Below are 13374 nucleotides of genomic sequence, written 5' to 3' on the forward strand. Positions count from 1 at the left end.
CGATCTATCATGCGGCGGCGACCAGCGGACGGACCTCGAAGGAGCGCACGTGCTCGAACTCACCATGGCCGCCGTCACCGCGGCGGACGCGGGCGCCACGGCCGGCATGCAGATGGCCGACGCGCCCAGCGACCCCGACGCGGTGCTGCGGGTGGGCAGGGACAGGTCCGTGTGCCGGCTGTCGACCCCGGACGACTGGCTGTTCGTCTCCCGCGTGCACCTGGAGTTCCGCTGCGGCCCGGACGGCACCTGGCGGCTGACCTGGCTCCGCGGCTCGCAGCCGGACCCCTCCTGCGAGGTCCGGCTGACCGTGGGCGGACACGCGCAGGCGCAGCCCATGACGTACGGCGGCACCGTGCCGCTGCCCAGGGGCGGCAGCGGCGAGGTGGTGGTCCAGGACCTCGCCGAGCCGCGCAGCGTCAACGTCGGCTTCTACCACGAGGTGTAGCACCACGAGGTGTAACACCATGAGGAGTAGCCCACCAGGTGTGGTCAGGGCAGCACGCGCGCCAGCGCGAACCCGTCGTACCCCTTGGAGCCGACCGTCTGGACCGCGGTGCCGCTGAGCCGGGGATGGCGGCCGATCAGCTCGATGGCGGCGCGGGTGCCGCGCACGTCGTCGGCCGGATCGTCGGCGTCGGCCACGCGGCCGCCGCGGACCACGTTGTCGATGACGATCAGGCTGCCGGTGCTGGTGAGTCTCAGGGCCCACTCGAGGTAGTGCGGGTTGTTGCCCTTGTCGGCGTCGATGAAGACCAGGTCGAAGGGGGCCGGGTTCTCGTCGGCGAGCTTCGGCAGGGACTCCAGGGCGGCGCCCACGCGTACCTCGACGAGGGCGTCGAGGCCGGCGCGGGCGATGTTGCGGGTGGCGACCTCCGCGTGCCGGGCGTTGTACTCCAGCGTGACCAGGCGGCCGTCGGCGGGCAGTGCGCGGGCCAGCCAGATGGTGCTGTAGCCGCCGAGGGTGCCGATCTCCAGGATGGTGCGGGCACCCTGGATCCGGGCGAGGAGCTGGAGGAGTTTGCCCTGGTTGGCGGTGACGTTCACCGGCGGCAGCCCGGCGGCGTCACTCTCCCTGCGGGCGGCCGCCAGGGCCTCGTCGTCGGGTGCGAGGTGGCTGACGAAGTAGCCGTCGACCTCGTCCCAGAGCCGTGACTCGCTCATGCGGGGCCTCCCGCGGGCACGGCGCGGCGGAAGAGCTGGCGGGAGCCGCCCTCGGGGCCGGGTGCGGCTGCTTCGGCGGGGGTGAAGCCGAGGCGCTCGTAGAAGGCGCGGGCGCCGCTCGCGCGTGCACCGGGATGGTCGGCTCCGAACGTGACCACCTCGACGTCGGCCGGTCCGCGCACCCACCGGCGCATCGCGTCCCGCATCAGCTCACGGCCGACGCCGCCCGTACGGGCCCGCTCCGACACCACCAGCCAGTGGACGTGGTGGACCGGCGCGTCCGGCCCGAACAGCAGCCCACCGAGCAGGTCCGTGCCCGTGCCCGGGGCCGAGTCAGCCCCCGTGCCCGTGCCCGTGCCCGGGTCCGTGCCCGTGCCCTGCTCCGAGGGGACGGCGACGAGTGCCGCGTTCCGGCGGATGTGGTCGCGCACCGCGTGGTGGAACCCGGAGTCCTCGACCATCGGGCCGAACCAGTGCTCCACCTGGGCCGCCAGGCCGAGGAAACCGGGGAAGTCTCGCTCTTCCGCAAGTCTGACCATCATCCCGGCAGTCTCGCAGAGCGGCCCGGAGGCCGCAGGCCGCCGAACGCGGTGCGCTCCTCCAGTGCTCCTCCAGCGCCCCTCCACTACCGCGCTGTCATTACCGCGCTGCCACTACCGCGCGGCCACCAGCGCCCTTCCCCTAGCGCCCCTCCACCGCCGGTGCCGAGCCCGGCAGCGGGCGGCCCGCCGACTCCGTCATGAACCACACCGCCACGCCGCCGACCACGGCCGCGGCCATCATGTAGTACGCGGGCATCATCATGTCGCCGGTCGCCCCGATCAGCGCCGTCACCACCAGCGGCGTCGTCCCGCCGAACAGGGACACCGAGACGTTGAAGCCGATCGACAGCGAGCCGTACCGCACCCGCGTCGGGAACAGCGCCGGCAGCGCCGACGGCATGGAGGCCGTGAAGCAGACCAGCAGCATGCCCAGCGCGCCCATGCCCAGGGCCACCGCGAGCAGGCTGCCCTCGCGGATCAGCAGCAGCGCCGGGACGGACAGCAGCAGGAAGCCCGCGCAGCCCGCCGCGATCACCGGCCGCCGCCCGACCCGGTCGGTCAGGGCGCCCGCGAACGGCTGGACGACCATCATCAGCGCCATCACGCCCAGCACCACGAGCAGCCCGTGCGTCTCGTCGTACTCCAGCTCGCTGGTCAGGTAGCTCGGCATGTACGACAGCAGCATGTAGTCGGTGACGTTGAAGACCAGCACCAGGCCGACGCAGAGCAGCAGCGCCCGCCACTGACCGGTGACCATCTCGCGCAGCGGCACCTTCGGCCGCGCCGTCTCCGCCTTCGCCACCTCGGCCGCGAACGCCGGGGTCTCCTCGAGCCGCATCCGCAGGTACAGGCCGACGATGCCCATCGGGCCCGCGATCAGGAACGGGATGCGCCAGCCCCACGACATCAGGTCGCCGTCCGACAGCAGCGCGGTCATCAGTGTCACCAGACCGGCGCCGCCGATGTACCCGGCGAGCGTGCCGAACTCCAGCCAGCTGCCGAGGAAGCCGCGCCGCTTGTCCGGCGCGTACTCGGCGATGAAGGTGGACGCGCCCGCGTACTCACCGCCGGTGGAGAAGCCCTGCACCAGTCGCGCGGCCAGCAGCAGCACCGGCGCCCAGACGCCGATCGTCGCGTACGACGGGATCAGCCCGATGGCGAAGGTGCCCGCCGCCATCATGATCATCGTCACGGCGAGCACCTTCTGCCGTCCGACCCGGTCGCCGAGCGGACCGAAGACCATGCCGCCCAGCGGCCGGACCAGGAACGCCGCCGCGAAGGCGCCGAAGGTGGAGAGCAGCTGCGCGGTCGGGTTGCCGGACGGGAAGAAGACCTTGCCCAGCGTCACGGCGATGTAGCTGTAGACGCCGAAGTCGAACCACTCCATCGCGTTGCCCAGTGCCGCCGCCTTGACGGCGCGCCGGACGAGCGCGGGATCGGTGGCGGTGGGGGAGCCGGCGGCTCGGGGGACGGGTGCGGGGGGCCTGCGGGACGGAGGAGCAGCGGCGACGGGGGCGGCCGACAAAACTACGCTCGCCTACTTTCGACGGGGACAGGGACGGGGGGCGGAGTACGCCACGACCCGCACGGCGGCGCTGTCGCCGGGCCGGAAAGAGCCCGCGGCACTCGGCCACGGGCAGAAAAGCGACCATAGGCGCTGATGCGCCGCTTACGCCCGGTATGCTTTTCGTTGCACTGTGCACCAAAACGGCGTACACGCAGGGGACATGCGCGCGCCGTGCGCCGTCCGGCCACCCGCGGGCTGTGATCCTTCTCGCTCCTCGAATCCCAAAGCGGTCCGCTGTCAGGTTGAGTGGGGGGCGCTCGCGTCTTCCTCCGGGGGTGGTGCGAGCCTCATAGGGTTCGCAGGGACGACACACCGCGTACACGAACGCGGTACGTACGGTACGTACGGACGGTACGAACGGGGCGGAGGCCGACGAGGCGTGGCGAATGCGGAGCACAGCGGGCGACCGGCGGAGTCCTTCGGAGCCTCGGCCGCCGACGCGACCAGAGCACGGCTGCGTGTCGCACGCCTCGGCCTGTGGCTGATCGCCGCCGTCCTGGCCGTACGGCAGGTGGCCGCGGTCCTCGGCACCCCGCGGGGGGAGCGCCTGACGGACCTGGAGACCTGGGTCGGCGAGCACGGCGTCCTGCACGTGGAGGGGTCGCTCTACGACTCCACGCAGTTCACCGGCACGCCGTTCGTCGGCCTCGTCCTCAAACCCTTCACCCGCGCCGCCGAGCAGGCCCTCGGCTGGGGCTGGACCTTCGGCTCGCTGCTGCTGGTCGTCGCCCTCGGCCTGGTCGCCGCCCGCGCCCTGCCCCGGCCGGTCGGACGCCGTACGGCGCTGCTGGCGGCGCCGGTCGCCATCAGCCTGCTGATGCTGTCGCTCCCGGTGCGCAACGCGTTCTGGCTCGGCCAGACCAGCATCATCCCGGTCCTCCTCGTCCTGCTGGGCTGCTTCGCCGTACGCGGGGCCCAGGGCGACCGGGTGGGCGGCGTGCTGATCGGCGTCGCCGCCGCCTTCCAGCCGACCGTCCTGCTCTTCGTCCCGCTGCTGTGGTTCACCGACCGCAGACGCGCCGCCGTGTCGACCGGGATCACGTTCGTCGCCTGCACGGCCGTCGCCTGGGCGGCCATGGCGCAGGACTCGTACACGTACTGGGTGCACCACATGGCCGGCGTCGGCCTGGGCGGCGAGGCCGACGACCTCGCCAACCAGTCGCTGCACGGCGCCCTGCTCCGCCTCGGCCTGAACGGCCCGCTGGAGATCGCCCTTTTCCTGCTGCTCGGCGCGGCCGTCGCCGTCCTCGCCCTGCGCCGCGCCGTGCGCTACGCCCGCGACGGGCAGCTGCTGCTCGCCGTCGCCGTCACCGGCTGCGCGGCCGTCGTCGTCTCCCCGGCCACCTGGCAGCACCAGCTGCTGTGGGTGCTGCCCGCGGTGGTCGGCCGGGTCGGCAAGCGGGCCTCCGACCGGCTGGTGTGGCCGGTCGCCGTCGTCCTGGTGATGACGCTGCCCGCGAAGATGATGCTGCCGAACATGGCGGCCCTGTACCCGCTGCGGGACAACGTGGTGCTGCTCGCCGCGCTGGCCGCCGCCGTCGCCGTGCCCTTCCTGGCGCGCACGTCGCCGTACTTCGAGACGCCGGTCCCCACGGCCTACGCGCCGCCCGTCCCGACCCGCTTCAAGCACGTCCCGCTGCTGCCGTTCCTGCGCCGGGTCCTCACCCGGCCCAACCTCCTGCTGGAACTGCTCCTCATCCGGGTCACCTACGCCGCCTACTCGCAGGTGCGCCTCGCGGCGACCGGCGGCAGCAACTCGGCGGGCCGGGCGCGGGCCGAGGAGCACGGGACGCAGATCCTCGACATCGAGCGCTTCCTGCACCTCGACATCGAGCACGCGATCAACCACGCGGTGGTCAAGGTCGGCTGGCTGCGGGACTTCTTCGACTTCTACTACACGTCGTTCCACTTCATCGTCCCGCTGACCGTCCTCGGCGTCCTGTACTGGCGCCGCCCGGTCGACTACCGCTGGGCCCGCGCCTCCCTGGGCTTCGCCACGCTGCTGGCCCTGGTCGGCTTCTGGCTCTACCCGCTCGCCCCGCCGCGGCTGATGCCGGGGCTCGGGATCATCGACACCGTGCACGGCGTGCAGGACTTCACGAAGCCGGACTACGGCACGCTGACGCACCTCACCAACCAGTACGCGGCGATGCCGTCGCTGCACTTCGGCTGGTCGCTGTGGTGCGGGATGGTGATCGCGATCATCGCGCCGAGGGTGTGGATGAAGGCCCTGGGCCTGCTCCACCCGCTCTTCACCGTCTCGGCGATCGTCGCGACCGGCAACCACTGGGTCCTGGACGCGGTGGGCGGCGCGGCCGTGGTCGCGGCGGGCTTCGGGCTGACGTACTGGTTCCAGGGGCCGCGGGCCAGGACGGTCACCGCGGCGGCGGTGGCGGCCGGGACGGCCGGGGAGCCCGCACCCGCGACGAAGGCGGCCGGGGAGCCTGCGGTGGTGGACAAAGCGGCCGGGGAATCCGCAGCGGTGGCGAAGACGGCCGGGGAGCCTGCGGCGGCAGCAAAGGCGGCCGGGGAGCCCGCGGCGGGCGCGGGCGTCAGCAGCGATCCTCCGCCCCCGGCGACGGACCGTACCGGGAGCTGATCCGGTACTCGCCCGGCGCCTCGACGGTCAGCCGGGTGAAGTCGCCGTCCCGCGTGAGGCACCCGCCGTCGCTGCGCAGCCACGGCGACCAGGCGACCCGCACGGTCACCGCGCCCGGCTCCTCCACGCGCAGCACCAGGTCGGCGGGGGCGGTACTCACGACGGAGCCGGGCGCGGAGACGAGCGGTACGGCGTCCCGCACCCGGAAGACCTGCCAGTGCGCGTCCCGCCAGACCGGCTCCAGCCACTCCGGCCGCAGCTCCGGGTCCCGCACGAGCGCCGCCTCGGCCTCGGCGGGACCGTCCGGCTTGGCGGCCGGGAGGACGACGAAGCCCACCGCCCAGTGGTCCAGCCACTGCCGGTAGGCGGCCGCGGAGAAGGAACCGTCGTAGAAGAGGCGTCCGCGTTCCACGTCGAGCTGCCGGTTCCAGCCGCGGGCCAGGTTGACGTGCGGGGCGAGCAGGGTGGCCTCGCGGTGGTTGCGGGCGGGCACCACCTCCACCCGGGTGCGGTCGGCGCCGAGCCCCTCCAGGGCGCCCACGACACCGTCCGTCTCGTCGGCCCAGGCCGGCACGACGGTGGACACCTTCAGGTCGTCGACGGTCTTCTTCCCCACCCAGCCCGCGGAGTAGACGACCGCGACGGCCAGCAGCCCCGACACCAGCCGCCGCGACCGGGCCGCGGTGAGCGCGGGAGGCGCGGAGAGCAGCGCGGCCAGCAGCACGGCGGGCGCGAACAGCTCCGCGAACCGCTCGACGTTCGTGCCGACCGGCGAGGCGATCAGATACGTCAGCACGGTCCCGAGCGCGTAAACGGCCCCGCTCCACCGGGCGACCCGCCAGGTACGCGGGGCCAGCACGGTGACGGCGAGGCCGAGCACGACCGGCGGCCATATTCGGGCGAACGGCATCGGCTGCTCCCCCGTGAAGGGGAAGAACAGCGTCGTCAGCCCGACCACGGCCGCCGGGGGTATGAGCAGCACGAGGGCGCGCCGCCAGTCCCGGACGAGCAGGAACGCGGCCCCGACCACGGCCAGGAACAGCCCGGCCACGGGCGAGGCCATCGTCGCCAGCGCCGCGTACCCGGCGGCGAGCCACGGCCGCCGCTCCCGCACCAGCGGCACGCAGGCGGCCAGCGCGAGGGCGACGCCGAGCGCGAAGGTGGTCCGGCCCGACGCAACGTCGCACCACAGTGCGAGCGAGGCCAGCAGCGCGGGCCACACGGGCCTGCGTACCCCGCACCGCACCATCAGCACGGCCGCGAGCCAGGAGGCGGCGAGTCCGGACACGACGGTGACCGTGCGCACGCCCAACGCCGCCATCAGGTACGGGGAGATGACGCTGTAGTTGGCGGTGTGCATCCCGCCGTACCAGAACAGCCCGTACGCCGAACTCCCGTGCCGCGTCGCGAAGTCCGCCCAGGCCTCCTGCGCGGCGAGGTCACCGGCGCCGGTGGCGAGAAAAGCCCACCACACCGCGTACAGCGGGATGGTGGGCAGGGTCGCGAGCAACGGCACGCGATGCCGACGTCCGAAGGCGCGCAGGGCGTCGCTCGCGCGTCTGTCCCGACGCCGTTCGGGCCGGGGGACGGTCAGTTCGGCAGGGACCACGGTCGAGGTTTCCGTTCGGCGTCATCGGGGTGCACGGCAGGGACACGTGCGAAGACGATAAATCGAACAGAAACGTTGACCTGGACCGGGGCTGATTACTCGGCGGCGGCCCAGCCGACGAAGGCGCTGAACGTGGCGGGGGCGAGCGTGAGGGTCGGGCCCGCCGGGGTCTTGGAGTCGCGGACGGCGACGGTGGCGGGCAGTTCGGCGAATTCGACGCAGTTGCCGCCCTGGTCGCCGCTGTAGCTGGACTTACGCCACTGGATCCCCGTCAGAGTCACGTTGCTCTCCATAGCGTTCCTCCATCAAGCGCCGGATCAGCTCCGCCGAGTCTCTGAGGGAGAGTGCGGATGCCTGGAGATGATCGTATCGGAGTGAGCAGTCCTTGACGGTGTTCGGGTTGGCGGTCGGATGCCCGCTGCCGTACCCCTCGGTGTAGATGATGGGCGGGTCGCCCGCGAAGCGGTAGACGTCGAATGAGCCTTGGAGCCCCGCGTGCGCGCCCGCAGAGTAGGGCAGGATCTGGACGTTGACCCGCGGGTTGGTTTCGAAGGTCAACAGGTAGGCCAGTTGCTCCCGCATGGTCTCCCGGCCGCCCATCTCCTGGCGCAGCGCGCACTCGCTCAGCACGACCCAGAAGACCGGGGGTTCGTCCTTCTCGAAGATCTTCTGTCGTGCGATCCGCACCGATGTCCGATCGTCTAGGTTGCTCTGGTCCAGCACTCCGAGGACGGCACGCGCGTAGGCCTCGGTCTGGAGGAGACCGTGGACCATGTGCGTGTCGAACGAGTAGATCTCCGTGGCCCGTGCCTGCAACTCGGCCACTTGTTGAAACCAGGCCGGTACCTGGCTGCGCATCACCAGGTCGACGAGTCGGGACAGTAACCCTCCCGTGCCCAGTGCCGCGTCGACGCGCTCGCTGAACTCCGGCGTCGGGACCTTCCTCGCCGTCTCGATCTGGCCCACCAGGGAGCCGGTGTAATTGACGATGTCGCCGAGCTGCCGCTGCGTGAGCCCGGCGGCCTCCCGATGGCGGCGCAGCTCGAAGCCGTAGTAGTCGAGCGGCGAGGCGCCGGGGTCGAGGACGTTGATGTGGGTCATGCGAAGAGCCCCCTCTCGCACAACTCGGTCCACGGCGGGACCGGTTGTATCCGTTCGGTAGCCCACCGTAGTCGTCCGACGTCAGGCTCGTGCCGTGAACGAATACTTTCCCTCGGTCCTCCTGGGCCACTGCGCGAACCAGTACCGGATGAGCTTCACGGCCGGTGCCCACTCGGCCCGGCACGTCCGGCGCATCGTCCGCTCGTATCTGCACGAGTGGGACCTCGCCGAACTGGCCGACGCGGTGGAGCTCGGCGTGACCGAGCTGCTGGCGAACGTCGTACGCCACGTCCCGGACCGCCGCTGCACGCTGCTGTTGCTACGGCGGACGGGCGGGGGCGAGGGCGGGGTCCGGGTGGAGGTGTCGGACGGGAGCCCCCGGCAGCCGGTACCGGCCGGGCCGGTGAGCGAGGACTCGGAGTGCGGCCGGGGGCTGACGCTGGTGGACGCGGTGGTCGACAAGTGGGGTGTCGAGGCCGGGCCGAGGGGCGGCAAGACCGTGTGGTTCGAGTGCGCGCCTGCCTAGAGCATCCGGGCCAGGCGTTGGGCGGTGGACTCGTCGGCCGGCGTCATCACCGTCATCCGGTGTCCGGTGTCCGGGACATGGGTGGAGACGAAGTTCAGCTGGAGCCGCCCGACGAGGGGGCTGTCGAGGCGCTTCGTCTCGTACTGCCGGGGCAGCACGTCGTGCCGGGCCCACAGTCGGGCGAACTCCTCCGACCGCTCCCGGAGGTCGTCGACGATGCCGACGGCGGCAGCGGCCTCCAGCTCGGTGCCGATCTCGGTGCGCATCCTCGCGACCATCCGGGCGGCGACCAGGTCGCCGTCGACGTAGCGGCTGCGCCAGTCGGGGTCGGTGAAGAACTGCACCGCGCAGTTGCGCTCTCCGGGCGGGATGAGGTCCATGTCGGTGAAGAGGAACCGGTAGGCACGGTTGTAGGCCACCACGTCGAACAGCGGCGTCTGTAGGCACGCGGGGAACGGGTCGAGCTGGTCCAGGACGGGTTGGAACGCGGCGGGGAGCCCCGGATCGTCTTCGGCGGGCCCGTCCTTCGGCGTACTCGATCCGGCGAGCTGGTGCAGGTGCCGTTGCTCGACCTCGTCGAGTTGCAGGACGCGGGCGACCGCCCGGAGAACCTGGGTGCTGACGTTGATCGGCCGGCCCTGTTCGAGCCAGGTGTACCAGGTGACGCCGACCCCGGCGAGGACGGCGACCTCCTCGCGCCGCAGACCGGGCGTCCGCCTTCGCCCGGTGGACGGCAGGCCCGCCTGCTGCGGGGTCACGCGCTCGCGGCGGCTCCGGAGGAAATCGCCGAGTTCACGCCGGATCGCGGCGGACCTGGACGCTGTCATGTCTTCAGCCTCCCGTACGGAGAGCCTGGCATCCAGGTGCTGGTCAGTACCCCCATGAACAGGCTCCTGGTGCCAGGATAAGCAGCCCTTCAGGGTCGAGGTCATGACGACATCTTCCGCATCCTCCGCACCGAGGAACGACCGTGCCGCGCCACCGCCCGCGCAGGCTCCCGCGCAACCGCCGGCTCCCGGACTGGGGACGGGGCGGCTCCTGACGACACTGTCGGCGCTGCTGCTGTCGGTGGTCAGCTTCTCGGCCGCGGGCATCGCCGTACCCGACATCGGCGCGTCCCTGGGGGCCACTGCCGCCGAGCAGTCCCTGGTGGTGTCGGTGTACGCGCTGGGATTCGCCGTGCCGATGGTGCTGGGCGGCAGACTCGGGGACCTGTACGGGCGACGCCCGCTCTTCCTGGTCGGCATGGCCGGCTTCACCCTGTTCTCGCTGGGCGCGATGCTGGCCCCGAACATCACCGTGCTGATCGTCGCGCGAGCCCTCACCGGGATCTCCGCGGCGGCCATGGTCCCTCAGGTGCTGGCGACGATCACGGCGTCGACCCAGGGGGTCGAACGGGCTCGTGCCGTGGCGCTGTTCGGCGCGACCGCGGGCGGGGCCACCGCGATCGGCCAGGTCCTCGGCGGCGTGCTGCTGTCCGCCCCGCTGCCCGGGGCCCCCTGGCGTGCGGTCTTCGCGATGAGCGTGGTCATGGGCGTGACGGCGTTCGGCGCCGCGCTGCGCCGGCTGCCCGACACCCGTGCGCCCGGCCACCGGTCGCTCGACCTGGCGGGGACCGCCCTGCTCGGGCTCGCCCTGCTGGCGCTCATGCTGCCGGTCTCCCAGGGGAGCGCCCTGGGCTGGCCGGTCTGGTGCTGGGCGTTGCTGGGGGCGACGCCGGTGTTCTTCGCGGTGTTCTGGCGGTGGCAGCTGCGGCTGCACCGCGGCGACGGCGTGCCGCTCGTTCCGCCGCCGCTGTTCCGGCTCGGGTCGTACCGGATCGGACTGGTGATGGCGCTGCTGCTCCAGTCGGCGTTCGGCGCGTTCACGTTCCTCTACGCGATCTCCACGCAGACGGGGCTCGGCTGGTCGCCCATGCACGCGGCCCTCGTGCTGCTGCCGTTCTCCCTGTGCTTCCTCACCGTGTCGATCTGGTCGGGGAAGCTCGCGCCCCGCTTCGGGTTCCGCAGGCTCCTGGTCGTCGGCGGAATCATTCAGGCCGCGCTCCTGAGCGGCACGGCCGGGTCCGTGTTCGTCCAGGGGGCCGGCCTGGACTCGTGGACGTTCGGCGCTCTGCTCGTCGGGGTCGGGGTCGGACAGGCCTTCATGTTCGGGCCGCTCGTCGGAGCGATGATCGCGGAGGTCCCGTCGACCATGGCGGGAGCGGCGTCCGGCACGTTGCAGACCACCCAGCAGGCCGCGATGGGCCTCGGCGTCGCCGTCGCCGGCGGCCTGCTGGGCGCGGCCCTGTCCGGCTCCACCGTCCCGGCGGGTGAGGCATACACGACCGCGCTGGCGGTCTGCATGCTCGTCCAGGCGGCTTTCGCCCTCGTCTTCGCCCTGTGCGCGCTGGTCCTGCCCCGGCGCTGAAACAGGCCCTGGCTAGGTCAGGGACTCCTGCGACGGTACGACGACCCCGTACATGTCGGCGACGGTCGCGAGGGCGCCGTAGTGCACCTGGCGGGCGTCGAGTTCGGTGTCCGCGACCGGGAGGGCGCGGGTGGCGCAGGCGTCGGCGACGACCGTGGGGCGGTTGCCGCGCAGGAAGGCGCCCTGGGCGGTGAACGCCACGCACATGTGCGTCATGAAGCCGATGACGACGAGGTCGTTGTTGCCCGCCGCGTCGACGTGCGCGCCCAGGTCCGTGCCGAAGAAGGAGTCGGGTGCCTTCTTGGTGACGACGGGTTCGCCGTCGATGGGGGCGACGCTCGGGTGGATCTGCCCGATCTCGGCCCCGAGGTCGTACGGGCTGCCGTCCCCGCCGTCGTGGACGACGTGGACGACCTTGGCGCCCTCGCGGCGGGCGCGGGCCAGCAGCCGAGCCGCCGCGTCGAGCGCGTCCTGCCAGCCGTCGAGTTCCATCACGCCGGTCGTGTAGGTGTTCTGGTAGTCGACGAGGACCAGCGTGGAGTCGGCGAGCTTCGCGGGGGTGTCGTCGAGTCCGCTGAGGCGGCGCAACGTGGTTCTGGGCATGGGGACTCCCTAGTTTTCGGGTGCGGATGGCAGCCGTCGGCCTGCTCCTACGACGCTAGGGCCCGTGCGGCGATGTCGGCAATGTCGTCTAACCTGCACATACCGACATGGCCGGATGACCCGCGGGAGGGACCGTGAACTCCGTCGGACGACTGATCGTCGTCGTGCTCTTCGACGGCGTCGACCTGCTCGACGTCACCGGGCCGCCGGAGGTGTTCTCCCTCGCGCGGCGCGAGACGGAGGACGCGGCGGGCTACGAGGTGGTCCTCGCCGCCGGGGCCATGGCCCCGGTCACCACCGCCGCCGGTGTCCGCGTCCTCCCCGACGTCACCTTCGACGACCTGTCCGGGCGGGGCATCGACACCCTGATCGTGCCCGGCGCGGTCGAGGTCGACGGCCGGCGCCGGGTCCGGGCGCTCACCGATCCGGCCGTGGTGGAGTGGGTGCGGCGGCTCGCCGAGCGGACCCGGCGGGTCACGTCCGTCTGCGTCGGAGCGCACGTCCTCGCCGCCGCCGGGCTCCTCGACGGCAAGCGGGCCACCACGCACTGGTCGACCGCGCGGCAGCTCGCCGACGAGCACCCGGAGGTCGAGGTCGACGCCGACCCGATCTTCATCCGCGAGGGCGACGTGTGGACCGGCGCGGGCATCAGCTCCTGCCTCGACCTCTCCCTCGCCCTCGTCGCCGACGACCTCGGCGAGGCGGTGGCACTGCGGGTGGCCCGGCAGCTGGTGATGTATCTGAAACGGCCCAGCGGACAGAGCCAGTTCAGCGTGCCGCTGGAGCAGGTCTCCACGACCCGGCGCGTCGAGGACCTCCGCCACCACATCATGCGCCACATCGCCGCACCGCTCACCGTCGCCGACCTCGCGGCCCACGCCCACGTCAGCGACCGGCAGCTCACCCGCATCTTCAAGACCGAACTCGGCACGACCCCGTACGCCTACGTCGAGTCGGCGCGCGTGGAAGTGGCGCGCCAGCAGCTCGAATCCACCGACGCGACCCTGGAACGCATCGCCTCCGCCTGCGGTTTCGGCACCGTCGACACCCTGGTCAGGGCCTTCCGCCGCAGGCTGGGCACGACACCGACCGAGTACCGGCGCCGGTTCAGGACCCTCCCCGCCTGAGGCGGGTTCCCGGGCGCGGAACGAACGCCGAGCGCGGAGCCCCCTCGGGGCAGGTGGCCGAGGGGCCCCTGCCCCGACGGGGCTCGGTCTGCCGGACGGGCGGCTCACCGGCGCCCGGCGAAGGCCG

Annotated in this window: 13 protein-coding genes; 5 read left to right on the plus strand and 8 right to left on the minus strand. The window is 72.3% G+C overall.

Annotated elements, in window-relative coordinates; translation table 11 throughout:
• Positions 1-49: 49 nt before the first annotated feature.
• Positions 50-448, plus strand: coding sequence for an FHA domain-containing protein (locus B9W62_RS27090; RefSeq protein ID WP_179235693.1), 399 nt, complete (start codon positions 50-52; stop codon positions 446-448).
• A gap of 44 nt (positions 449-492) precedes the next feature.
• Here B9W62_RS27090 and B9W62_RS27095 read toward each other — a convergent pair whose 3' ends face one another.
• From B9W62_RS27095 to proP, 3 genes are all read right to left on the minus strand, one after another.
• Entirely contained in the window at positions 493-1164 is a 672-nt protein-coding gene (locus B9W62_RS27095) for an O-methyltransferase (protein ID WP_087809601.1), read from the minus strand.
• Complete coding sequence (locus tag B9W62_RS27100; protein ID WP_179235694.1) at positions 1161-1706, minus strand: GNAT family N-acetyltransferase; 546 nt, start codon at positions 1704-1706, stop codon at positions 1161-1163. The genes B9W62_RS27095 and B9W62_RS27100 overlap by 4 nt, the downstream gene beginning before the upstream one ends.
• A 139-nt stretch (positions 1707-1845) precedes the next feature.
• Entirely contained in the window at positions 1846-3231 is a 1386-nt protein-coding gene (gene proP / locus B9W62_RS27105) for a glycine betaine/L-proline transporter ProP (RefSeq protein ID WP_087809602.1), read from the minus strand.
• 421 nt (positions 3232-3652) lie between these two features.
• On the opposite strand from proP, the gene B9W62_RS27110 reads away from it, so the two are divergent.
• Entirely contained in the window at positions 3653-5872 is a 2220-nt protein-coding gene (locus tag B9W62_RS27110) for a bifunctional glycosyltransferase 87/phosphatase PAP2 family protein (protein WP_087809603.1), read from the plus strand.
• On the opposite strand, the gene B9W62_RS27115 is transcribed toward B9W62_RS27110, so the two are convergent.
• The 3 genes from B9W62_RS27115 to B9W62_RS27125 all read right to left on the minus strand — a co-directional run bounded on the left by B9W62_RS27115 (position 5826) and on the right by B9W62_RS27125 (position 8582).
• On the minus strand, positions 5826-7481 hold the full coding sequence (locus B9W62_RS27115) for a hypothetical protein (protein WP_087809604.1): 1656 nt from the start codon (positions 7479-7481) through the stop codon (positions 5826-5828). The genes B9W62_RS27110 and B9W62_RS27115 overlap by 47 nt on opposite strands.
• A 95-nt stretch (positions 7482-7576) precedes the next feature.
• Positions 7577-7762, minus strand: coding sequence for a DUF397 domain-containing protein (locus tag B9W62_RS27120; protein ID WP_306426459.1), 186 nt, complete (start codon positions 7760-7762; stop codon positions 7577-7579).
• Positions 7734-8582 (minus strand): helix-turn-helix domain-containing protein, encoded by an 849-nt coding sequence (locus B9W62_RS27125; protein WP_087809606.1) that lies wholly within the window; start codon positions 8580-8582, stop codon positions 7734-7736. The genes B9W62_RS27120 and B9W62_RS27125 overlap by 29 nt, the downstream gene beginning before the upstream one ends.
• A gap of 94 nt (positions 8583-8676) precedes the next feature.
• Between B9W62_RS27125 and B9W62_RS27130 the strand changes: the two genes are divergently transcribed.
• Positions 8677-9108 carry an ATP-binding protein gene (locus tag B9W62_RS27130; RefSeq protein WP_087809607.1) on the plus strand — a complete coding sequence of 144 codons (432 nt, stop codon included), beginning with the start codon at positions 8677-8679 and terminating at the stop codon, positions 9106-9108.
• Here B9W62_RS27130 and B9W62_RS27135 read toward each other — a convergent pair.
• Complete coding sequence (locus tag B9W62_RS27135; protein ID WP_087809608.1) at positions 9105-9935, minus strand: helix-turn-helix transcriptional regulator; 831 nt, start codon at positions 9933-9935, stop codon at positions 9105-9107. The genes B9W62_RS27130 and B9W62_RS27135 overlap by 4 nt on opposite strands.
• A 103-nt stretch (positions 9936-10038) precedes the next feature.
• Here B9W62_RS27135 and B9W62_RS27140 point away from each other — a divergent pair, with 103 nt between their 5' ends.
• Positions 10039-11517 carry an MFS transporter gene (locus tag B9W62_RS27140; RefSeq protein WP_087809609.1) on the plus strand — a complete coding sequence of 493 codons (1479 nt, stop codon included), beginning with the start codon at positions 10039-10041 and terminating at the stop codon, positions 11515-11517.
• Between the two features lie 12 nt (positions 11518-11529).
• Here the strand turns inward: B9W62_RS27140 and B9W62_RS27145 are convergent, their stop codons facing one another.
• On the minus strand, positions 11530-12120 hold the full coding sequence (locus B9W62_RS27145; protein ID WP_087809610.1) for a cysteine hydrolase family protein: 591 nt from the start codon (positions 12118-12120) through the stop codon (positions 11530-11532).
• A 134-nt stretch (positions 12121-12254) separates the two neighbouring features.
• Between B9W62_RS27145 and B9W62_RS27150 the strand changes: the two genes are divergently transcribed.
• Positions 12255-13247, plus strand: coding sequence for a GlxA family transcriptional regulator (locus B9W62_RS27150; protein ID WP_179235695.1), 993 nt, complete (start codon positions 12255-12257; stop codon positions 13245-13247).
• Positions 13248-13374: the final 127 nt, after the last annotated feature.

This window comes from Streptomyces sp. CS113, from assembly GCF_002188365.1.
Taxonomy (GTDB): domain Bacteria; phylum Actinomycetota; class Actinomycetes; order Streptomycetales; family Streptomycetaceae; genus Streptomyces; species Streptomyces tendae.

Coding starts and splice junctions, on each gene's coding strand:
- B9W62_RS27100 (WP_179235694.1), bottom strand. CDS start 1,706: ATGATGGTCAGACTTGCGGAAGAGCGAGACTTCCCCGGTTTCCTCGGC.
- B9W62_RS27145 (WP_087809610.1), bottom strand. CDS start 12,120: ATGCCCAGAACCACGTTGCGCCGCCTCAGCGGACTCGACGACACCCCC.
- B9W62_RS27140 (WP_087809609.1), top strand. CDS start 10,039: ATGACGACATCTTCCGCATCCTCCGCACCGAGGAACGACCGTGCCGCG.
- B9W62_RS27125 (WP_087809606.1), bottom strand. CDS start 8,582: ATGACCCACATCAACGTCCTCGACCCCGGCGCCTCGCCGCTCGACTAC.
- B9W62_RS27135 (WP_087809608.1), bottom strand. CDS start 9,935: ATGACAGCGTCCAGGTCCGCCGCGATCCGGCGTGAACTCGGCGATTTC.
- B9W62_RS27095 (WP_087809601.1), bottom strand. CDS start 1,164: ATGAGCGAGTCACGGCTCTGGGACGAGGTCGACGGCTACTTCGTCAGC.